Annotated in this window: 20 protein-coding genes; 10 read left to right on the top strand and 10 right to left on the bottom strand. The window is 69.3% G+C overall.

All coding sequences use genetic code 11. The annotated features are described in order from the left end of the window. Positions 1 to 238 precede the first annotated feature (238 nt). Complete coding sequence (locus ACZ1DY_RS36525; protein ID WP_465482406.1) at positions 239 to 505, top strand: hypothetical protein; 267 nt, start codon at positions 239 to 241, stop codon at positions 503 to 505. On the opposite strand, the gene ACZ1DY_RS36520 is transcribed toward ACZ1DY_RS36525, so the two are convergent. Beyond that, positions 502 to 1,071 (bottom strand): DUF4291 domain-containing protein, encoded by a 570-nt coding sequence (locus ACZ1DY_RS36520; RefSeq protein WP_465482405.1) that lies wholly within the window; start codon positions 1,069 to 1,071, stop codon positions 502 to 504. The genes ACZ1DY_RS36525 and ACZ1DY_RS36520 overlap by 4 nt on opposite strands. A 74-nt stretch (positions 1,072 to 1,145) precedes the next feature. On the opposite strand from ACZ1DY_RS36520, the gene ACZ1DY_RS36515 reads away from it, so the two are divergent. Beyond that, complete coding sequence (locus ACZ1DY_RS36515; RefSeq protein WP_126735713.1) at positions 1,146 to 1,457, top strand: hypothetical protein; 312 nt, start codon at positions 1,146 to 1,148, stop codon at positions 1,455 to 1,457. A gap of 365 nt (positions 1,458 to 1,822) precedes the next feature. Here the strand turns inward: ACZ1DY_RS36515 and ACZ1DY_RS36510 are convergent, their stop codons facing one another. The 4 genes from ACZ1DY_RS36510 to ald form a co-directional block, all read right to left on the bottom strand. Further along, complete coding sequence (locus ACZ1DY_RS36510) at positions 1,823 to 5,545, bottom strand: ABC transporter ATP-binding protein (RefSeq protein WP_465482404.1); 3,723 nt, start codon at positions 5,543 to 5,545, stop codon at positions 1,823 to 1,825. A gap of 124 nt (positions 5,546 to 5,669) precedes the next feature. Then, on the bottom strand, positions 5,670 to 6,554 hold the full coding sequence (locus ACZ1DY_RS36505) for an ABC-2 transporter permease (protein WP_005150670.1): 885 nt from the start codon (positions 6,552 to 6,554) through the stop codon (positions 5,670 to 5,672). After that, entirely contained in the window at positions 6,554 to 7,705 is a 1,152-nt protein-coding gene (locus ACZ1DY_RS36500; RefSeq protein WP_457960006.1) for an ABC transporter ATP-binding protein, read from the bottom strand. The genes ACZ1DY_RS36505 and ACZ1DY_RS36500 overlap by 1 nt, the downstream gene beginning before the upstream one ends. Before the next feature lie 596 nt (positions 7,706 to 8,301). Further along, positions 8,302 to 9,417: an alanine dehydrogenase gene (ald, locus tag ACZ1DY_RS36495; RefSeq protein ID WP_257484472.1), complete on the bottom strand. Its 1,116-nt coding sequence runs from the start codon at positions 9,415 to 9,417 to the stop codon at positions 8,302 to 8,304. A gap of 166 nt (positions 9,418 to 9,583) precedes the next feature. Here ald and ACZ1DY_RS36490 point away from each other — a divergent pair, with 166 nt between their 5' ends. The 3 genes from ACZ1DY_RS36490 to ACZ1DY_RS36480 all read left to right on the top strand — a co-directional run bounded on the left by ACZ1DY_RS36490 (position 9,584) and on the right by ACZ1DY_RS36480 (position 11,264). Then, on the top strand, positions 9,584 to 10,525 hold the full coding sequence (locus ACZ1DY_RS36490; protein ID WP_465482403.1) for a zinc-binding dehydrogenase: 942 nt from the start codon (positions 9,584 to 9,586) through the stop codon (positions 10,523 to 10,525). Continuing rightward, positions 10,525 to 10,944: a pyridoxamine 5'-phosphate oxidase family protein gene (locus tag ACZ1DY_RS36485; protein WP_257484474.1), complete on the top strand. Its 420-nt coding sequence runs from the start codon at positions 10,525 to 10,527 to the stop codon at positions 10,942 to 10,944. Before ACZ1DY_RS36490 ends, ACZ1DY_RS36485 begins: the two co-directional genes overlap by 1 nt. A 92-nt stretch (positions 10,945 to 11,036) precedes the next feature. Beyond that, positions 11,037 to 11,264, top strand: a complete 228-nt coding sequence (locus ACZ1DY_RS36480) for a hypothetical protein (protein WP_034309241.1) — start codon at positions 11,037 to 11,039, stop codon at positions 11,262 to 11,264. A gap of 122 nt (positions 11,265 to 11,386) precedes the next feature. Here the strand turns inward: ACZ1DY_RS36480 and ACZ1DY_RS36475 are convergent, their stop codons facing one another. From ACZ1DY_RS36475 to ACZ1DY_RS36465, 3 genes are read right to left on the bottom strand one after another with little or no spacing between them, the layout of a single operon-like run. Then, entirely contained in the window at positions 11,387 to 12,940 is a 1,554-nt protein-coding gene (locus ACZ1DY_RS36475; RefSeq protein WP_126735707.1) for a helix-turn-helix domain-containing protein, read from the bottom strand. A gap of 36 nt (positions 12,941 to 12,976) precedes the next feature. Further along, a complete protein-coding gene (locus ACZ1DY_RS36470; protein ID WP_465482402.1) occupies positions 12,977 to 13,414 on the bottom strand; it encodes a VOC family protein in 438 nt (145 codons plus the stop codon). Next, a complete protein-coding gene (locus ACZ1DY_RS36465; RefSeq protein WP_465482401.1) occupies positions 13,411 to 13,761 on the bottom strand; it encodes a PadR family transcriptional regulator in 351 nt (116 codons plus the stop codon). Before ACZ1DY_RS36465 ends, ACZ1DY_RS36470 begins: the two co-directional genes overlap by 4 nt. Before the next feature lie 55 nt (positions 13,762 to 13,816). On the opposite strand from ACZ1DY_RS36465, the gene ACZ1DY_RS36460 reads away from it, so the two are divergent. The 3 genes from ACZ1DY_RS36460 (at position 13,817) to metX (ending at position 16,686) form a co-directional block, all read left to right on the top strand. Beyond that, complete coding sequence (locus tag ACZ1DY_RS36460) at positions 13,817 to 14,215, top strand: VOC family protein (protein ID WP_257484477.1); 399 nt, start codon at positions 13,817 to 13,819, stop codon at positions 14,213 to 14,215. Positions 14,216 to 14,293: 78 nt separating this feature from the next. Continuing rightward, positions 14,294 to 15,595 (top strand): bifunctional o-acetylhomoserine/o-acetylserine sulfhydrylase, encoded by a 1,302-nt coding sequence (locus tag ACZ1DY_RS36455; RefSeq protein ID WP_465482400.1) that lies wholly within the window; start codon positions 14,294 to 14,296, stop codon positions 15,593 to 15,595. Beyond that, positions 15,592 to 16,686, top strand: a complete 1,095-nt coding sequence (gene metX / locus ACZ1DY_RS36450; RefSeq protein ID WP_465482399.1) for a homoserine O-acetyltransferase MetX — start codon at positions 15,592 to 15,594, stop codon at positions 16,684 to 16,686. The genes ACZ1DY_RS36455 and metX overlap by 4 nt, the downstream gene beginning before the upstream one ends. A gap of 499 nt (positions 16,687 to 17,185) precedes the next feature. On the opposite strand, the gene ACZ1DY_RS36445 is transcribed toward metX, so the two are convergent. Beyond that, positions 17,186 to 17,683, bottom strand: coding sequence for a hypothetical protein (locus ACZ1DY_RS36445; protein ID WP_005150645.1), 498 nt, complete (start codon positions 17,681 to 17,683; stop codon positions 17,186 to 17,188). A gap of 57 nt (positions 17,684 to 17,740) precedes the next feature. Further along, positions 17,741 to 18,331 (bottom strand): SACE_7040 family transcriptional regulator, encoded by a 591-nt coding sequence (locus tag ACZ1DY_RS36440; RefSeq protein ID WP_016337026.1) that lies wholly within the window; start codon positions 18,329 to 18,331, stop codon positions 17,741 to 17,743. A 151-nt stretch (positions 18,332 to 18,482) separates the two neighbouring features. On the opposite strand from ACZ1DY_RS36440, the gene ACZ1DY_RS36435 reads away from it, so the two are divergent. Together ACZ1DY_RS36435 and ACZ1DY_RS36430 are read left to right on the top strand one after the other, a co-directional pair. Further along, positions 18,483 to 19,292 (top strand): SGNH/GDSL hydrolase family protein, encoded by an 810-nt coding sequence (locus tag ACZ1DY_RS36435; RefSeq protein ID WP_126735700.1) that lies wholly within the window; start codon positions 18,483 to 18,485, stop codon positions 19,290 to 19,292. A 148-nt stretch (positions 19,293 to 19,440) separates the two neighbouring features. Further along, the gene (locus ACZ1DY_RS36430) at positions 19,441 to 21,054 is read left to right on the top strand and encodes a carboxyl transferase domain-containing protein (RefSeq protein WP_465482398.1); all 1,614 of its coding nucleotides are present in this window, start codon (positions 19,441 to 19,443) and stop codon (positions 21,052 to 21,054) included. Positions 21,055 to 21,102: the final 48 nt, after the last annotated feature.

Below are 21,102 nucleotides of genomic sequence, written 5' to 3'. Positions count from 1 at the left end.
TGGGTCACTGTCTCGATCAAGAGACCGAAATCCGGCCGGGCGGGCTTCCGGCGGGGGAGCAAGGGACCTTTGCTGTCACTTTCACCGTCCGTGCAGGTCAGGTCACTGTCCCGTCGGTAAAGGTTGGCTGGGTCGTCGTGCCCGGACAGCCTGGAGTTCACGTCGGGGGGTTTCGCTGGGTGGAGGATGCGGCCGGTGTCGTGCCGGCCGCCGATCGCCCGCGAGGTGGTGGCAGCCGATGTGGCTCGACGAGTGCCCGTCGTTCTGGGACGAGGGGCGCGTGCGCCCGCTGGTCACCGAGTCCGGCAAGGTCGTGCTGATGTGCGACTCGTGCTCGGCGGTCTGGCCGACGCTCGACGACTTCAAGGAGATGGAGCACGTCGAGCCCGACGAGCCGGACTGGACGGTGACGGCCGGGGTGCACGTCCGGCCGGGGACCGTCCGCTGGGCTTCGCCCCAGGACCTGGAGGTCGCCGGGATGAGCGGCCTCGAGTGGCGGCCTTAGCCGGGGTACGGACGCTCCGCGGGTAGCAGCGCTTCGGCGTCTTCGATGCGGTTCGCCGCGACCAGGGCGCCGACCTCGCGCATGAGCGGGGTGACGTCAGTGACCGCCGTGATCCATTTGTCGACATAGCGATCGACGGCTTCGCCGCTCAGGCCCATCTGGAGCGAACGGTGCTTCAGCGCGCCGAGCCGGATGCCGCGTTCCGGATCCCACTGGATGCGGACCGGGCTGGTCTTGACCTCGTCCTGCCACGTCTTCCGGTCGGGGTGGACGTCGGGGTCGTAGTGGCTGAGCGCCGCGTGTTCGAGCGCCCAGGCGAAACCCTCGCGAGTGATGTCGAGGGCGAGCACGCGCTCCTGGCCGGGCTTCGCCGCCCAGCCGCAGCGGTACGCCATCCAGAGGAAGGACGGCTTGATCCACGTCATGCGTTCGCGTTTGAACGGCGGCACGAAGGTGCCCGCCTTCAGTGCGGCGTCGGCGATGGCCGTCGAGTACGCCTGATAGACGCGGATCGTGGTTTCGGTGTGTACGGCGCGGATCTGCCGCGCCGGGATCTCTTCTTTCATTTCCCGTACAGCGTGACAGGTGCTTGGGGCGCGGGCGACCGAAATTCCCTTGCCCCTCGGTTCATGCTGGCTTCATGGCATTGCTGCGCAAGGGATCGCGACGGATCGTCGTCGACGACACCGCTTATCGATGGATCGTCCGGCGGAAGCCCACCTACGCACAGGACGGCGGGTGTTTTCTTTCGTACGGGGTGGAATTGGAGGACGCGCGGGGTGCCGTGCTGGTGGTCCAGACGGATCACGCGCATCCGTTGAACTACATGGGGGTGCCGTCGAAGGCCGTGCTGCCTTCGGATGTCGAACGGGCCATCCGGCTGGCGCTGGCTCGTGGGTGGGAGCCGTCGGCTCCGGGGGCGCAATTCCAGCTGGATCTTGCCGCTGCGTGAGGCCCGCATTTGGAGGACGCCGTTGCGGCCGGCGCGGTTGAGCGGGAATTCGGGGTTGCGAAAGCCACTTTCGCAACGTTGAAGGTTGCGAAAGTGGCTTTCGCAACACCCTCCGCCGGAGCCGCGTCGTGGGGTGAGCGGCGGGGGAGGCGCGACCGACTCGGTACCGGTGTTCTTTGCCCTTCCCCGGTACATGAAGGGGGCCTTCATGTACCGGGGAAGGTGTGAGGGTCGAGTTTCCTCGGCTGAGCCGAGGGAAGGGGGCCTTCACGGGCCCGGGCCTGGCAACCAACCCACGGCCGGAATCCATGTGGGTAGCTAAGACACCCTTGGCGCTAGCCGTCCGTACCGCTCACGAGACCCGCTCAGCCGAGAGACCAAAGGCGCGCGTAGTGGCCGTTCGCGGCGACCAGGTCCGCGTGCGTGCCCTGTTCGATGATCCGGCCGTGGTCCAGCACCACGATCCGGTCCGCCTTGGCGGCGGTGGCGAGGCGGTGCGCGACCACGAAGGTCGTGCGGCGGCGCGCGAGTTGTTCCGTCGCGCGCAGGACGGCGGCTTCGGTCGACGGGTCCAGTGCCGCGGTCGCCTCGTCGAGCAGGAGGACGTCCGGGTCCACGAGTTCGGCGCGGGCGAGGGCGACGAGTTGCCGTTGCCCGGCCGAAAGAGACCGTCCGCGTTCACCGACGGGCTGGTGGAAACCGGCCGGGAGCGCGGCGACACCGTCGAGCGCGCCGACGGACCGCACCGCTTCCTCGACCTCCGCGTCCGTCGCGGAAGGCCTGCCGTAGCGCACATTGTCCGCGACGGTCCCCGAGAACAGATGCGCTTCCTGAGGTACCACGCCCATTCGCGTGCGCAGGGCGCCCAGGTCGTACTCGCGGATGTCGGTGCCGTCGATCCGGACCACGCCGGCCGTCGCGTCGTAGAAACGCGCGACGAGCTTCACCGCCGTCGACTTCCCGGCGCCCGTCGCACCGACCAGGGCGACGGTCTCCCCGGGCGCGACCTCCAGCGTCAGCTGCTTGAGCGCGGGATCATCCGTTGCGGTGTAAGCGAAATCGACGTCCTTGAAGGAGACCTCGCCACGCAGCCGCTCCGGGACCGGCACCGGGTTCTCCGCCGCCGGAACGGAAGTCGGCGTGCGCAGCAGATCGCCGATGCGCGTCAGGCCGACCCGCGCCTGCTGGTAGCCGTCGAACACCGAGGACAGCTGTTGGATCGGCGAGAAGAACTGGCCGAGGTAGAGCAGGAACGCCACCAGCACACCGGCCGACAGCGTGCCCGCCGCGACCCGGTTCGCGCCGACGATCAGCACGACCACTTCGGCCAAGCCGGAAAGCATTGCCGCGAAAGGGAAGTACGTCGCGACATAGCGCTGGGCACGCAGCCGCGATCGCCGGTACTCGTCGCTGCGTGAGGCGAACTTCTCCGCTGTCCGCTCCTCGCGCGTGTACGCCTGCGCGACCCGCAGCCCGTTCACGTTCTCCTGCATGTCCGCGTTGACGACGCTGACCCGCTCCCGGGCCTCGGTGTACGCCTTGGACGACGCCCGGCGGAAGATCACCGTCGCCACGATGAGGATCGGCAGCACCGCGAGCGCGTACGCCGCCAGCCCGATGTCGGTGATCATCAGCGCCGCCGCGATCCCGACCAGGGTCAGCGCGCTCACCACGGCCTGCGCGACACCGGTCTGCAGGAACGTCGAAAGCGCGTCGACGTCGGTGGTCATCCGGGTCATGATCTTCCCGGACAGTTCGCGTTCGTAGAAGTCGAGCCCGAGCCGTTGCAGATGGGCGTAACTGCGGACGCGCAGCGAGTACAGCACCGTCTCACCGACCCGCGCGGTCATCCTGGTCTGGAGGTAGACCACCAGCCAGTCCGTGAGGATCACCAGCGCGCCGATACCGGCGGCCAGCCAGATCACCGCCTCCGCCCCGGCGCGCACCCCGCTGTCGATGCCGTACTGGTACAGCGCGGGCATCGCGATGGTGGCCAGCGCGTCCGCCGCGACCAGCCCGATCACCACGGCGAGCGGGCCGCGCACCGGTTTCAGCAGGCGGCCTAGGCGGAACTTCGGTTCGGGCGCGGTGACGTCGGTGCCCGGCAGACGGGGGACGTCCGTGGCGGGCGGCAGTTTCCGCACGCCATCGATGAGCTCCTGGCTCGGCGGCAGGTCGACGTCCCATTCGCCGCCCGAGCCCTTCCGCTCGCCCGCCAGCTCGTCGGCCTTGTCCTGCTCCGGCCACAACGCGGGGGTGATCCCGGCGGGACCGCAGTCGAGACCCTCGCAGCGATGGGGTTCCTCGACGTCGTCCCCCGGACCCGCGACGAGTTCGCGGAACAGCGGGCAGCGCGCGAGCAGCTCCTCCTCGGTGCCGACGTCGACGACGCGGCCCTTGTCGAGCACGGCGATCCGGTCGGCGAGGGCGAGGGTTGAGCGGCGGTGCGCGATCAGCAGCGTCGTCCGGCTCGCGGTGACCGAACGCAGCGTGTCGTGGATCGCCGCCTCGGTGACCGTGTCGATGGCGGACGTCGCGTCGTCGAGGACCAGCACGCGCGGATCGGTCATCAGCGCCCTGGCGAGGCCGAGCCGCTGCCGCTGCCCGCCCGAGAGCGTGAGACCGCGCTCGCCGACGAGCGTGTCGTAGCCGTCGGGGAGGCGCTGGATGAACTCGTCCGCCTCCGCCGCCCGCGCGGCCGCGCGGATCTCCTCGTCGCTCGCGTCCGGCCTGCCGTAGGCGATGTTGTCGCGTACCGAGGAGGAGAAGAGGAACGCCTCCTCGAAGACCACGCCGATGACGCTGCGGAGGTCTCGCTGCCGGACGTCGCGGACGTCGAGGTCGCCGACCTGGACCGAGCCGCTGTGCACGTCGTAGAACCGGGGGAGCAGCAGGGAGATCGTCGACTTGCCGGACCCGGCCGTGCCGACCAGCGCGAGCGTCTCGCCCGGCCGGGCCTCCAGGGTGAGGCCGTCGAGCACGGGATCCGACCGCGTGTAGCCGAAGGAGACGTCCTCCAGCCGGACGCCGAGCGGGCCTTCGGGCAGCGGCCGCGCGTCCGGGCTGTCGACGACGTCCGGCTGCGCGTCGATCAGTTCGTTGACCCGTTCCGCGCCCGCCCTGGTCAGCTGGGCCTGGACGACGAGGCTGGAGATCATCCTGGCCGGGCCGATCAGGATGGACAGATAGGTCGCGAACGCCAGGAAGGTGCCGAGGCTGACTTCGCCCTTCAGCGCGAGGACACCACCGACTGCCAGCACCGCGACCTGACCGGCCGCCGGCAGCGCGGCCGTGGTGGCCGTCGGCAAAGACGAGAGCCGGGCCGCGCGCATGCGTTCCGCGAAGAGCTTCTTCGCCGTCTTCTCCAGCTTCGCGACTTCGCGCGCTTCCTGGCCGAAGCCCTTCACGACGCGTACGCCGGTGACGGTCTCCTCGACCTGCTGCGCGACGTCGGCCGCGCGCTGCTGGGCCGCCCACGTCGCCGGGAAGAGCCGCTTCCGGCTCACCGCCATGATGATCGCGATCGCCGGGGCGACCACCATCGCGATCAACGTCAGCGTCGGCGACATCCACAGCATCGCGCCGAGCGACAGCAGCGCGAAGATCACCGAACCGGCCGAAAGCGGCACCTGCATCAGGACCGACGTGACCAGCTGCAGATCCGAGATCGCGCGCGAGGCGACCTGGCCGGTGCGCAGCGCGTCCTGCTTGCCGCCGTCGAGCCGGGAAACCGCGTTGAACACCTGACGGCGCAGATCGTGCTGGACGTCGAGGGCCAGCCGCCCGCCGACGTACCGGCGGGCGAAGGCGTTGCCGAAGGTCAGCACCTGCAGCACCGCCATCACCGCGGCGAGCAGGCCGAGCCGGGAGGTGTCGCCCGCGACGGCGTCGTCCAGCGCCTCGCGGATCAGCAGCGGACCGGCGGCCTGGAGCCCGACGCCGATGATGGCCGCGCCCAGCGAGAGCACGACCAGCCAAGGATGTTTCCAGCACGAAGCGGCCAGGCGGCGGATCCAGCCTCCGGTGGGCGCGGGGGCGGTCTCACGAGCCGGACTGGCTTGACGCGGACGAGGTGGAGCAGTAGTCACCCCGCAAGCCTATTCGTCCGCACCGACAGGACCGGGCGGTTCGCGCAGGGCCGAACGCGATGAAAGGCCCCTTCATCGCGGATTTCGCGGTGAAGGGGCCTTTCAGATCACGTGCGGGTGTGACTTACGTGATGTCCTTCTTCTGGTTCACGGCCCAGCCGGCGAGGAAGAAGATCATCGTCCAGCCGAAGAAGATGAGCGCCGAGGCCCACCACGAGAACGCGCCGGGCGCACCGGCGGCGTACTGCAGCGCCCACGCCGTCTCGTCCTGCAGGCCGGGCACCTTCACCCCGGCGGCGCCGAACGCCTCGGCGCCGATGGCTCCCACGATGCCGTTGACCGTGCCGTTCGGCAGGACGCCGCCCAGCCAGGTGATGTCGGCGGCGCCGAACATGACGAACACCAGCACGTTCTCGACCACCAGCATCCAGATGGTCAGCGTGATGATGCTGCCGACCACGCTGCGCCACACCGCGCCGACCCCGATGCCGAACAGGGTCGCCAGGATCGTCGCGAGGACACCCGCGCCGAGCACGCCCAGCCACTGGCCCGCCGTCGGCAGGCGCTGGCTGTCGACCGTGATCACGGTGCCGAGGCTCGCCGCGCCCACGATGATCACGCCGTAGATCGCGCCCCAGGCGATGTAGGTGATCATCTTCGCGCTCAACGCCGAAACCCGGTTCGGGGCGGTGAGGAACGTCGTGGTGATCGTCTTCTTCGTGTACTCGCCGGCGAGGGCGAAGACACCGAAGATGATCGGGATCATCGTGCCGATGTTGATGCCGTGCCCGAGGGCGAGCAGCCCGACGGGCAGTTCGCCGGTCGAGATGCCGAGCGCCTCGGTCAGCTCACGGGTGTCGGAGCGGCCGAGGAAGTCGCTGAAGTCGTTGGTGACCATGCCCCAGAACAGGGCGAACGCGAAGGCGAAGACCACCGCGGGGATCATCAGCGCCCACCACGCCTTGAGCGTGAGCGTCTTGCGGAACTCCGCCTTGATCAGGTTGCCCATCAGCCCTGGCCTCCCCAGCCCTCGTTCTGGCCCTGCTGCTGCGCCTGCTGCTGAGGCGGGGCCTGCTGATACTGCGGTTGCTGCTGCTGGAACTGCTGCTGCGGCGGCGCGAAACCGGGCGGCGGCGTGTTCTGCGGCGCGTAGCCGGGAGGCGGCCCCTGATATCCGGGCGGCGGGCCCTGGTAACCCGGAGGCGGACCCTGGTAGCCCGGCGGCGGGCCCTGCTGGAACCCGGGCGGCGGCGCGGCGTACTGGCCCTGCGTCAGCTGGAAGAACATCCGCTCCAGATCCGCGGTCTCCTCCTGCATGCCGTAGACCGCGATGCTCGCCTTGGCGGAGATGTCGCCGATCTGCTGCACCGTCGCGCCCGACACCGCGACCCGGCCGTCCGGCATCGGCGAGACCTGCGTGATCCCCGCCTCCTGCAACGCGGAGACGAGGCCGTTCGCGTCGGCCGACTGCACCAGCACGCGGGACTGGTTGCTCTTGCGCAACTGGTCCAGCGAGCCGTTGTAGCGCGTCATGCCCTGGCTGATGATCACGACCTGGTCGATCGTCTGCTCCACCTCGTTCAGCAGGTGGCTCGAGACCAGCACCGTGCGCCCCTCACGCGCGTACGCGCGCAGGAAGTTCCGAAGCCACAGGATGCCCTCGGGGTCGAGACCGTTCGTCGGCTCGTCCAGCACCAGCACCTGCGGGTTCCCCAGCAACGCCGTCGCCAGCGCCAGCCGCTGCCGCATACCGAGCGAGAACCCGCCCGCCTTGCGGTCCGCCGCCGACGAAAGGCCGACCAGCCCCAGTACCTCGTCCACCCGCTGATCCGGCATCCCGATCGCCGCCGAGTACACGCGCAGGTGATTCCGCGCCGTGCGTCCCGGGTGGAAGCCCTCGTTCTCCAGCACCGAACCGACGACCCGCGCCGGATTCCCCAGCTGGTCGTGCGGGCGCCCGTTGATGGTCGCCGTGCCGTTCGTGGGCGTCACCAGCCCGAGCAGCATCCGGAGCGTCGTGGTCTTCCCGGCCCCGTTGGGCCCCAGGAAGCCGGTCACCGACCCGGGCTCCACCGTGAAGCTCAGATTCTGGACCGCGTTGACCGCACCGAACTGCTTGCTCAGGTTCTGCACCGCGATGCGGCCACTGCCGTCGTGCATACCGTCCCCTTTTGTTGACGAAGGCCGATCACGCGACATCCTGCCTCACGGGGTGAGCCCGCACCCGAGGAAGGGGTCAATCCGCCGAAAGCGACCTTCGTCACGTCCGGAACGGTGACGACTCCGTCCTCCAACGCACCCGGCGCTGCGCCGAATAGCCGCTGACTACCGGATATGCGCCGCCGAGCATGGAAAATCACCGACCAGGAAGGAGGCCGGTGAACAAATAATTCGGAAGACATGGCGACCTCATGCAGCGCGACGGCGACTTATTACCTACGATGGAGGAGGCGGCCCGCTCCCAGTGACCCCCAGGCTGGTTGAGCGGGCCGCCCTCAGCCCCTTTGCCCCACCTCGGTCGGTGCTTGCGCACCTTCCCCGAGGTGGGGCTTCGTCGTATCACCCGGGGGGCCGAGCCCCCCGGACCCCCGCGGTGCGGCCGGCGCCGGTTGGCGAGGTGGTCGGCCTAGGGCGCGGAGCGCCCTGGCCTGGTGAGATGGATGACCAGCGGTGTGAAGCTCGCTCCATAAAAGGAGCGAGGGACCTTTGCGCACCGGGGTGGCATAGGTCCCTCGCGTGGGAGTGTGGCTCGGGGGTCAGGCCAGGACGTCGGCCAGGTCGGTGGCCGGAAGGCCGTGCGCGGCGGCGACGGGGGCGTTCGTGAGGGCGCCCGCGTGCGTGTTGAGGCCCTTCGCCAGCGAAGCGTCGGCCTGCAGCGCCTTCAGCCAGCCGTGCTCCGCCAGCTGCACCGCGTACGGCAGCGTCACGTTGGTCAGCCCGTAGGTAGACGTCCGGGGCACCGCGCCCGGCATGTTCGCGACGCAGTAGAACACCGACTCGTGGACCTTGTAGGTCGGCTCGTCGTGCGTGGTCGGCCGCGAGTCGGCGAAGCAACCGCCCTGGTCGATCGCGATGTCCACCAGCACGCTGCCCGGGCGCATCCGCGAAACGAGCTCGTTCGAGACCAGCTTCGGCGCCTTCGCGCCGGGCACGAGCACCGCGCCGATGACCATGTCGGCCTCCAGCACGGACTGCTCCACCGACAGCGCGTTCGAGGTCACCGTGCGGATGCGGCCGCCGAAGTCGTTGTCGATCTGGCGGAGCCGGTCGACGTTCGTGTCCAGGATCTCGACGTCCGAGCCGAGGCCGAGCGCGACCCGCGCCGCGTTGAGGCCCGCGACACCGCCGCCGATGACGACCACGCGCGCCGGGTGCACACCGGGGATGCCGCCGGGCAGCACACCGCGGCCACCGCTCGGCTTCATCAGCGAGAACGCGCCCACCTGCGGGGCCAGCCGTCCGGCGACCTCGGACATCGGCGCGAGCAGCGGCAGCGCGCGGTTCGGGGTCTGCACCGTCTCGTAGGCGATCGCGGTGGTGCCCGCGGCCAGCAGCGCGTCGGTCAGCGGGCGGTCCGCGGCGATGTGCAGGTAGGTGAACAGCACCTGGTCGGCGCGCAGCCGCGGGTACTCCTCGGCGATCGGCTCCTTGACCTTCAGCACGAGCTCGCCTTCGGCCCAGGTCTCCTCCGCGGTCGCGAGGATCTTCGCGCCCGCGGTGACGTACTCCTCGTCGGTGATCGACGAGCCGAGGCCGGCGCCGGTCTCGACGAAGACGTCGTGGCCGCGCCCGGTCAGTTCGTGCACGCCCGCCGGGGTGAGCGCCACCCGGTATTCGTGCTTCTTGATCTCACGGGGGACGGCGATACGCACGGAAGGCCTCCTGGCGGCGGGTCTGCGAACAAAGGTGCTGCCACTCACGGTGAGCCACCCGGACGGCGGTGTCATCGTTTGCCCGCGACAGTGTTGGGAACCGATCATGGTTTCGCGGGCACAATCGCTTGACCTCCAGTCAAGTGGAGCTTGCACCTTGGGTCACATGAGAGCCGTGTGGTTGAAAGAGTTCGGCGGGCCCGAAGTGCTCGTCGCGGGCGATGCCCCGGATCCGGTGCCCGCAGCGGGCCAGGTCCTGATCGAGGTGGCGTTCGCCAACATCACGTTCGTCGAGACACAGTTCCGCGCCGGCGGGGGCGGGCCGTTCCGCGCCGAGCTGCCGATGATCCCCGGCAACGGCGTCGGCGGCGTGATCAGCGCGGCCGGGGAGGGGGTCGACCCCGGCCTGGTCGGCAAACGCGTCGTCACCTCGACGGGCGGTTCCGGCGCGTACGCGGAACGGGTCGCGGTCGCCGCCGACGGTGTCTTCGAGGTGCCGGACGGCCTGGCCCTCGACGCCGCGGTCGCCATCCTCGCCGACGGCCGCACGGCCACCGCGCTGGTGACCGCCGCGCGTATCCGCCCCGGCGAGCGCGTCCTGGTGGAAGCCGCGGCGGGCGGCGTCGGCGGGCTGGTCGTCCAGCTCGCCAAGGCGGCCGGCGCCGAGGTCGTCGGCGCGGCGGGTGGCGCGGCGAAGACCGAGCACGTCCGGGAACACGGTGCGGATGTGGCGCTCGACTACCGCGAGCCGGACTGGGCGGCGAAGGCGGGCGAGGTCGACGTCGTGTTCGACGGCGTCGGCGGCGAGATCGGGGCGACGTCGTTCGGGTTGCTGAGGCCGGGCGGCCGGATGCTGATCTACGGGCTGTCGAGCGGCTCGTGGACGGAGGTGTCCGAAGAGGACGCCGCCGCGCGCGGGGTCACGGTGATCCGTGGGCTCGGCGGGCCGGCCGAGATGCGGGCGTTCACCGAGTCGGCGCTCGCCGAAGCCGCCGCCGGACGGCTGGAACCCGTGATCGGCCAACGGTTCCCGCTCGACCGGGCGGCCGACGCGCACGCGGTCATGCAGTCGCGTGGCGCGATCGGCAAGACCTTGCTCGAGGTCTGATGTTCGACGTCGACGAATTCCTCGCCGGTCCGCTCACCGCCAGGGTCGCCGCGGTGGGGCCGACCGTGCGGCCGGTCTGGTACCTCTGGGAGAAACAGGCCTTCTGGATCCTCACCGGACCGTGGGCGCGGCTGGCCGGTCTCGTCCGCGAGTCGCCGTCGATCGCGGTGACCGTCGACGTGTGCGACGTCGGCACCGGCCTCGTGCGGCAGGTGCTCGCGCGAGGTGAAGCGGAGGTACTGCCGTTCGACGTCCCTCGTGGACGGCGGCTGCTGAGCCGGTATCTCGGCCGGGACGAACGCAAATGGGATCCGCGTTTTCGTTCCTACCTGCACGATGATCCGGAGGTGAAAGGGACCGTCTGGGTCCGGATGGTGCCGAAGCGATTCGTCGCCGACGACCTCGGGTATCGGGTATGACGAACGGCCGTGCAACCTGCGAAACGGTAAATGCAGCACGATCGAGTCAAGATGTTGATCTTACTGGCCGGTAAGCTGCCATTCTGTTCCGCATGACAAATCAGGACTGGCGGCGGGAGCGGCGTGTCCGCACCGTCGACACCGAAGGCAATCCGGCAGATGTCATCGTGGGCCTGGTCGAAACCCCGGGAAACGGTTACGAAGCCGCGCTGCGGGTCGACGGCGGCCCCGGTGTTCTTTTGCCGCTTTACCCCGGTGCCGATCTGCTCGCCGCGGTGCGGCAGACCATTGAGGACGGTTATCGCGCCAGCGCGCACTGAACCGTCGGATGTCAGGAAAGGGTCTTTCAAGATTTTTCTCGTCCTGAAAGACCCTTTCCTGACGTCTGGGCGCGGTTTTGTAGAACTACAAAGTGTTCGTTGTCGCACAGTTTGTCGTTGAATCAGCTCCACCGCAGGGAAACGAGTTGCGTGATCAGCGCCAGCCGGACGTCGGGGTCGTCGAGGTCCAGCGGGACGAGATCGAGCAGCCGCCGCATCCGGTACCGGAGCGTGTTGGGATGGATCCGGAGTTCCTTCGCGGCCGCGCGCGGGTCTCCGGGATGACGCAGCCACTGGTAGAGCGTGTCGACGTAGCCGCTCTCGTGGGTTTCGTCGTGCGCGCGCAGCAAGCCGAGCGGGCCGAGCTCGGCGACCCTCGCGGTACTGGCCGCCGTCGCCCCGCGATGCAGCGAAAGGGCGGTCCACGCCTCGTCGAAGACCACGACGCGACCCGGCACCAGCTTCGCGCGAAGCAGCCCCAACGCCTCGTCGGCCTGAAGCCGCGACGTCGCGAGTTCGCCGATTTCGCAGGCCGAACCCGCGGCCGCCCGCGGTGTCCCGCCCTTCCTCGACGAAGGCAGGGCTTCGAGCGCGGCCCGGAGTTCGTCCCAGCCGTCGCCGTCCGGGACGACCGCGTAGAGCACGCCCCCGAGTTCGGTGGCCACCGGCCGCCTGCCGACACCCTGCGAGATCCGTTCGAGGAGGGCGAGTCGCAGGCCCTCGTCGTCGCGTCCGTCGCCACCGGCGACCTCGATGACGACGACGCGGTGCGGCTCCTCGGACAGGTCGAGTTCCGCGATCGCTTTGCGCGGGCTGGCCTTCCCTTCCAGCACGGCACGCAGGAGTTCGGCCGAGACCCGGCGTTGCGAATCGGTGTGCGCGCGGCGGCGCAGCAGGTGCAGCGCGACGACGGGCGCCGCGTCGGCGAACGCGGCCGCGCGTTCGTCGGAGACCGGGCCCGCGACGACCGCCCACATCGACCCCAGCAGCTCGCCGCCCATCCGGATCGGCACGATGAGCCGGGGCAGGGTGCCGTCGCGCTGCGCGGGCACGAAGATCGTCTGCCGCCCGCGGGAAAGCTCGCGGAACACCCCTCGTGACCGGAACCGCGCGAGCACGTCGTCGGGGATGCGGCGGCCCATGATCGTGGACACGCGCGCCGAGTCGGTCAGGTCCTGCCGCGCGGAGTAGGCGAGCACCCGCGAGTTGGTGTCCTCGATGGTCACGGGCGCGTCGACCACCGAAGCGACGGCGTCCGCGAGCCGGAACAGGTCGCCGGAACCGGGTCCGCCGCCGTCCTCCAGCGCGTCCGACTCGTCGGCCAGCGCGTCGAGGACCGTCCTGAGCAGCCAGACGAGCTGGGCCCACGAGGTCGCCGAGCGCACCTCGATCAACGCGATGTCCGCCGATTTCGCCGCCCGTTTCACCGAGGGTTTCGCCGCGAGCGGCGGTTTCAGCAGAACGGCGGCGGCGCCTTTGGCCGCGCTGAGCCGGACGAGTTCCGCGGCGTCCGGCGTTTCGGTGATCGCGACGCCGAGGACGAGGTCGCCCGCGGCGAGGGTGTTGCCGGGTTCGGCGATGACGACGTCGCCGACGGCCGGGGACTCCTCGGGGACCTGGAGGGCGTGCAACAGCGTCGGCCCCACCCGGTCGACGACACTGCGCACGGAAACCATGGGGCGATTGTCCAGCAGGTGGGACCGCCGCACACGTCAGACCTCGCGTGGCGTCCGCGCGTCGATGTCCTCCGGCGTGAACCGCTCCCGTTTGGTCGTCAGCGCCCATCGGTGGCCGTCCGGGTCGATGATCCGGCCGTAGCGCTCGCCGAAGAACATCTCCTCGACCGGCGCCTCCACCCTGGCGCCCACGAACACGGCGCGCCGCACGAGGTCGTCGGGGTCCTCGGTCTCCAGGACCAGCAGCATCGGGGTGCCGCCGAGGGTGGCGGGCGCGAGCGCGTCCAGCTGCGGGATCTCCTGGCTCACCAGCAGCCGTGCGTCGCCGACCGCGACTTCCACGAACAACACGACCCCGTTCGGCAGCACGTTGCGGAACAGCTCCACCGCGCCGAACGCCTTGGTGTAGAAGGAAAGCGACGCGTCGACGTCCTTCACGAACAGATGCGGCGTCAAACCGAGCGGCCTGCTCACGCCGACTCCGCCCGCTTCAGCAGCCCGGCCTGCCCGGCCACGGCGACGAGCCTGCTCAGGAACTCCGCTTCGCGGGCGGCGACCTCCCGGCCGGCGCGGGTCAGCCGGTAGTAGCGGCGGCGCGAGTCGTGCGGCTGGTCCTCGCTCGCGTCCGGGGCCTCTTCGACCAGGCCGTCGGCGACGAGCCGGGCGAGCGTCCGGTACAGCGTGCCGGGACCGAGCTGGGCGGCACCGCCGCTCACCTCGTCGACGAAACCCATGATCGCGTAGCCGTGCGCGCGCCCTTTCGCGAGCGCCAGCAGGGTCTGGAACGCCGCGGGGGTGAGCTGCGGGTTGCCGTCGGCCATCCGGGAAGCATACACTCCGATTTCGTTATATCCATGATGGATACAAGGAGCCGGCATGGCGATTCAAGGTGTGCACAAGATCGTCGTCGGGGTGCGGGACCAGGAGCGGGCGAAGAAGTTCTGGTCCGAGGTCGTCGGATTCGAGATCACCACCGACGTGCCGTACGACGACAAGGGGAACCGGTGGGTCGAGGTCACGTCCGCCGATGGCGCGACGTCGCTCGTCCTGAGTACCGCGCCGGAGGACCTCAAGCGGTTCGAAGTGCGTGACGAAGTGCCGACGGGCAATTTCTTCTTCTACGCCGACGACATCGAAAAGACGTACGAGGAGCTTTCGGCGAAGGGCGTCGAATTCCCCGCCCGGCCGGAGAAGCAGCCGTGGGGCTGGTGGGCGATGTTCACCGACTCGGAAGGCAACAGGTTCGCCCTTCAAGAAAAGAATCCCACCTCCTGAGAGTAGTTGGGTGCTCCGTCCGGCGGAGCTAGCTTCGGTGACAACAGCCGAAACCCTTGAGCCGCTAGGAGAATCGCGATGAGCGCGGACGGATGGTCGTTCGAGACCAAGCAGATCCACGCGGGTGCGGCGCCGGACACCGCCACCGGCGCGCGGGCGACCCCGATCTACCAGACGACCTCGTACGTGTTCCGCGACAGCCAGCACGGCGCCGACCTCTTCAGCCTCGCCGAGCCCGGCAACATCTACACGCGGATCAACAATCCCACGCAGGACGTGCTGGAGCAGCGGCTCGCCGCGCTCGAAGGCGGCGTCGCGGCGCTGGCGTTCGCCTCCGGAAGCGCGGCGACGACGGCGGCCATCCTCAACCTGGCGAACGCGGGCGACCACTTCGTCTCCAGCCCGTCCCTCTACGGCGGCACCTACAACCTCTTCCACTACACGCTTCCCAAGCTTGGCATCGAGGTCTCGTTCGTCGAGGACCAGGACGACATCGAGCAGTGGAAGGCCGCCGTCCGGCCCAACACCAAGCTGTTCTTCGCCGAGACGCTGGCCAACCCGGGCAGCAACGTGCTCGACATCCGCGCTGTCGCCGATGCCGCGCACGAGTCCGGAGTCCCGCTGGTCGTGGACAACACCGTGCCGACGCCGTACCTCGTACGCCCGATCGAACACGGCGCCGACATCGTGATCCACTCGGCGACCAAGTACCTCGGCGGGCACGGCACCACGGTCGCCGGGGTGCTGGTCGACGGCGGCACCTTCGACTTCGGCAAGGACCCGGCGCGGTTCCCCGGGTTCAACGAGGCCGACCCGAGCTATCACGGCCTCAAGTACTGGGAGGCCCTCGGCCCGGGCGCGTTCGCCGCCAAGGCTCGGGTCCAGATCCTGCGCGACACCGGCGCCGCGATCGCACCGTTGAACAGTTTCCTTATCCTGCAGGGGATCGAGACGCTTTCGCTGCGTCTGGAGCGGCACGTGTCCAACGCTCAGGCCCTGGCCGAATGGCTGGAGCGACGCGACGAGGTCGAGAAGGTGTACTACGCCGGTCTGCCGTCGAGCCCGTACCACGAGGCCGCGAAGAAGTACCTGCCGAAGGGGGCCGGCGCGGTGCTGTCGTTCGACCTGCGCGGCGGCGTCGAAGCCGGACGGGCCTTTGTGGACGGTACCGAGCTGCACAGCCAGCTGGTCAACATCGGTGACGTGCGCAGCCTGATCGTGCACCCGGCCTCGACGACGCACAGCCAGCTCACGCCGGAGGAGCAGGCTTCCAGCGGCGTCACGCCGGGGCTCGTGCGGCTCGCCGTCGGACTGGAAGGCATCGAGGACCTCAAGGCCGATCTCGAGGCCGGATTCCGGGCGGCCAAGGCCGCTCTGTGACCGGTGCGTGGCGGGAGGGAGAGCCGCCTGGACGTCGCCGCTTCGTGACCGGCGTCCAGGCGCTCGAAGTCGGTGGCACGCTGCCTTTCACGCTCGCCTACGAGACCTGGGGGACGCTGGATCCCAGTGCCTCCAACGCGATCCTCGTCGAGCACGCGCTGACCGGGGACAGCCACGCCGCCGGTCCCGCGGAAGAAGGCCACGTCAGCCCCGGTTGGTGGGACGGCCTGATCGGGCCGGGCAAGGCGATCGACACCGACACGTTCTTCGTGGTGGTCCCGAACGTGCTCGGCGGCTGCCAGGGCTCGACCGGTCCGTCTTCACGGCATCCGGACGGAAAGCCTTGGGGCAGCAGGTTTCCCGCCGTGACCGTGCGGGATCAGGTGGGCGCAGAGGCCGTCCTCGCCGACGCGCTGGGCATCGGCCGGTGGGCGGCGGTGATCGGCGGTTCCATGGGCGGGATGCGCGCGCTGGAATGGGCGGTGAGCGCACCGGACCGGGTCTCGGCACTGCTCGTGCTCGCGTCGACGGCGCAGGCGTCGGCTGACCAGATCGCCTGGTCCGCGCCGCAACTGCACGCCATCCGCGCCGATCCGGGCTGGCACGGCGGCGACTATCACGACGTCCCCGGCGGCGGCCCGGACGCAGGCCTCGGCATCGCACGGCGAATCGCGCACGCGACCTACCGCAGCGAAGCCGAACTGGCGCAACGCTTCGGGCGTCGTCATCAGGACGGCGAAGACCCCTTGCGCGGCGGGCGGTTCGCCGTCGAGTCCTATTTGGACCATCACGCCGGGAAGCTGTCGCGCCGGTTCGACGCCGGCAGCTACGTGGTGCTCACCGAATCGATGAACACGCACGACGTCGGGCGTGGGCGGGGTGGTGTCGCGAACGCTCTAGGCCGGATCACCGCGCGGACGGTCGCGGCCGGGGTGGACAGTGACCGGCTCTACCCGCTGTACCAGTCGCGGGCCATCGCGGACGGTATCGGCGGGGCGGAGTTCGCGGTCATCGGCTCGCCGTACGGGCACGACTCGTTCCTGATCGAGACCGAGCAGATCGAGCGGCTGGTGAAGCCGCTGCTGGGTTAGGCGACACGGGTGATGTCCGGCTGATCACGCGTGTCGTCCATCCGGACACGCGAGTCGTCCGTTGCGGGGTGGCTAGGCCGTGCCCGCAAGTGATTTCGCGGTCCCCGTGCGGTGACCGTGTGGATTTCGGGTCATCCGACGCACCAAAATCCACACAGTCAGCGATGGACGTGGGTGTGTGGATATAGGGACACACAACGTCCCGCGATACCAAAGGTCCCCCGCTCTCTTTCCGCAGGTCAGCAGGCGATACTCGCAGGACACGGCCTGGTTGCGAAAGCCACTTTCGCAACGTTGAAGGTTGCGAAAGTGGCTTTCGCAACGCGTTCCCGCCGGCTCGCGCGCCCAGCCGATGTCCCTCAGCGTCCCCGATGTCGCCTTGGGAACACTGAGCGTCTCGAAGTCGCCCAAGCCGTCGGCAAGCGTGTCGCGAAAGCCACTTTCGGGACATCAGGCGTCGCGAAAGTGGCTTTCGCGACGCCTGGCGGAGCTACCCGCCCTAGTCCGCGACGGCGTCCGAGATCCAGGGCGCCACCGGCAGGTCCCGGTCCAGGCATTCCGCCGACAGCCGGATCGTCCAGCGCAGCGCCTGCAGCACCAGGCTGTCGACCTCGTCCGGCGCGGCGTTGGCGAGCGCGATCTCGACCTGTTCCTGTGCGGCCTCGCTGTTGCCGTGCACCTCGGCCAGCAGCGTGCGCACGGCCGTCCGCACGGGCGGGTCCGCCTGGTCGATCGAGACCTCTTCACCGTCCTCGTCGAACACCTGGACCTTCACCGGCGCGCTGCCGCCGTCACCGAGGGTCGACACCATCGCGCTGCATTCACCGAAGAGCATCATCACGAGCTCTTTGGTCTCTTCGGAGCGGGCTCGGGGCTCGACGGCGGTCGGCGTGAGCTCGTCGAGCGCCTCGGCGTCCTCCCCGAGGCTGATCGCCACGAGCGCACGCTGCGCCTTTTCGACGAGCCTCCGCTCGTACTCGCTCCTGTCCGGCTCCACGTGCCTATCAAACACCAGCGGACGGAAAAGTGGGGATAGGTCGAAACCCGGTCGTGGTCACTTGGCGGAGTGCAGTGCACCCAGCGCGAGACGGCAGAGCATTTCGGCCAGTTCGCTGTCACCGAGATGGCGGTTGTACGGCGTCGAGTTGATCAACCCGAAGACCGCGTGCGCCGCCGAGCGCGCCTGCCGTTCGCCGATGCCGGGGACGGCGTCGCTGATCGCGCGCACCCACACCTCGACGTACTGGCGCTGCAGGGCACGGACCTGTTTACGGTCACTGTCGGTGAGATTCGCGAGGTTGCGTTCCTGGACGGTGATCAGCGCGGGATGCGTGAGCGCGAAGTCGACGTGAAAATCCACCAGTGCTTCGAGAACCTCGCCCGGCTCGTCCCGCTGGCTCGCCCTCGCCGTCCCGCCGTCGAGTAGATAGCGGCTGATCGAGTTCAGCATCTCGCCGAGGATGGCGTCCTTGCTGCGGAAATGCCGGTACAGCGCCGGTCCCGAGATGCCGACGGCCGCGCCGATGTCGTCGATGCCGACGCCGTGGAAACCGTGGTGGGCGAAGAGCTCGGCGGCGGCGGCCATGATCTGTTCGCGCCTGTTCGCCTTCTCGCCGTTCACGAGTGGGGTGGGGTTCGCCGGCATCTGGCCATATTAAGGCCGCGTGTTAGCGAGCGCTAACACGCGGCCGTACTTCCAGCCTGAGCCAAGTGGGCTACCTGGGGAAATGACCCTTTTGCGTGGGGTTACCACCTGGTAATGCTGTCTCTCGTCAACTTGTCACGAAGGAGTGACCATGGCCGTCCCTGCTCGGATCAAAGCTCTTTCCTTCACTCGTTTAGGTGCGGCCCTGGGGGTCGCTGTCCTTGCCACCTTCGGTCTCGCGGGCACCGCCCAAGCGGCGACCAACTACGTGGCGCTCGGTGACTCGTACTCGTCCGGCGTCGGTGCCGGCAGCTACGGGAACTCGGGTGACTGCATGCGCAGTGCCAACGCCTATCCCCAGCTGTGGGCGAACGCCCACGCCGGGACGACCTTCAAGTTCGTCGCGTGCTCGGGGGCGCGCACCGGCGACGTCCTCAACCAGATCGCGAACGTCACCTCCAGCACCACGCTGGTGACGGTCTCGGTCGGCGGCAACGACGCCGGGTTCGCCGACGTCATGACCACCTGCACCACCGGCAGCGACCAGACCTGTATCAACCGGGTCAACACCGCGAAGAACTACGTGAACAACACGCTTCCCGGGCTGCTGAACAACGTCTACAGCAAGATCAAGTCGAAGGCACCCAGCGCGAAGCTGGTCGTCCTGGGGTACCCGCGCTTCTACACGGTGCCGGGTTCGTGCTCGGTCGGGCTGAGCGACACGAAGCGCTCGGCGATCAACTCGGGTTCCGACACGCTGGCGTCGGTGATCTCGGCCCGTGCCGCCGCGCACGGCGCGAAGTTCGTCGACGTGCGGGGTGCCTTCACCGGGCACAACATCTGCTCGTCGGCCGACGACTACCTGCACAGCCTCACCTGGCCGATCGTGAACTCGTACCACCCGACCGTCGCCGGTCAGCGCGGCGGCTACTACAACCCGCTGGTCGCCGCCATCGGCTGACCGTTTCGCGCGTGAAGGCCCCCTTCCCTCGGCTCAGCCGAGGGAAGGGGGCCTTCACGCGCTTCCGGGGGCGCGGTGGACAAGCGACGTTAGTGGGCGTTAACCTGTGCACGCGAGTTAACGACGGCTAACTTGGCGACGAGGAGCCATGGACACACCCGTACTGAGCACTTCGGCCGATCCGGGCAGCGACGAGTACGCCCGCAGCGTCACCTCCCATGCCGAGCTGGTCGAAGACCTGCGCAAGCGGCTCGCCGCCGCCCGGCTCGGGGGCCCGGAGAAATCCCGCACCCGCCACGTCGAGCGGGGCAAACTCCTGCCACGCGACCGGGTCGACACCCTCCTCGACCCGGGTTCGCCGTTCCTGGAGCTGTCCCCGCTGGCCGCCACCGGACTGTACGACGACGAGGCGCCCTCGGCCGGGATCATCACCGGGATCGGGCGGGTCTCGGGCCGCGAATGCGTGATCGTCGCCAACGACGCGACGGTCAAGGGCGGCACGTACTACCCGATGACGGTCAAGAAGCACCTGCGCGCGCAAGAGGTCGCGCTGCACAACAACCTGCCGTGCGTCTACCTGGTGGACTCCGGCGGCGCGTTCCTGCCGAGGCAGGACGAGGTCTTCCCGGATCGTGAGCACTTCGGCCGGATCTTCTTCAACCAGGCGACGATGTCCGCGCGCGGCATCCCGCAGATCGCCGCGGTGCTCGGGTCCTGCACGGCGGGCGGCGCGTACGTCCCGGCGATGAGCGACGAAGCGGTCATCGTGCGGAACCAGGGCACCATCTTCCTCGGCGGCCCGCCGCTGGTGAAGGCCGCGACGGGCGAGGTCGTCACGGCGGAGGAGCTCGGCGGCGGCGACGTCCACTCGCGCCAGTCCGGCGTCACCGACCACCTGGCCGAGGACGACGCCGACGCGTTGCGCATCGTTCGCTCGATCGTGTCGACTTTGGGCCCGCGCAGCCCGCGCCCCTGGGACGTCCTCCCGACGGAGGCCCCGGTCGCCGACCCGAACGAGTTGTACGGCGTCGTCCCGACCGATCCGCGCGTGCCCTACGACGTCCGCGAGGTCATCGCCCGGATCGTCGACGGCAGCCGGTTCGGCGAGTTCAAGAAGGAGTACGGCTCGACGCTGGTCACCGGGTTCGCCCGGATCCACGGCCACCCCGTCGGCATCGTCGCGAACAACGGCGTCCTGTTCGCCGAGTCCGCGATGAAGGGCGCGCACTTCATCGAGCTGTGCGACAAACGCTCGATCCCGCTGCTGTTCCTGCAGAACATCACCGGTTTCATGGTCGGCAAGGCGTACGAGGCGGGCGGTATCGCCAAGCACGGCGCGAAGATGGTCACCGCGGTGGCCTGCGCGCGCGTGCCGAAGCTGACCGTCGTCATCGGCGGCTCGTTCGGCGCGGGCAACTATTCGATGTGCGGCCGCGCGTACTCGCCGCGGTTCCTGTGGATGTGGCCGAACGCGCGCATCTCGGTGATGGGCGGCGAGCAGGCGGCGTCGGTGCTTTCGACGGTTCGCCGCGACGCCATCGAGGCCCGCGGCGGCGAATGGTCCACCGAGGACGAAGAGGCCTTCAAGGAGCCGATCCGCGACCAATACGAGGCGCAGGGCAGCCCGTACTACTCGACGGCGCGGCTGTGGGACGACGGGGTGATCGACCCGGCGGACACCCGCACGGTGCTCGGCCTCGCGTTGTCCGCGACGGCCAACGCGCCCTTGTCCGATGTCAACTACGGCGTCTTCAGGATGTGAGCGCGACGATGCGGAGGATCGCCCGACTCGGCCGAAGCCGGCGCGTAT

The sequence above is a fragment of the Amycolatopsis sp. PSD-21 genome (assembly GCF_055561455.1).
The sequence above is the reverse complement of the archived record's forward strand: the minus strand, read 5'-3'. Positions and strand labels throughout refer to the sequence as shown.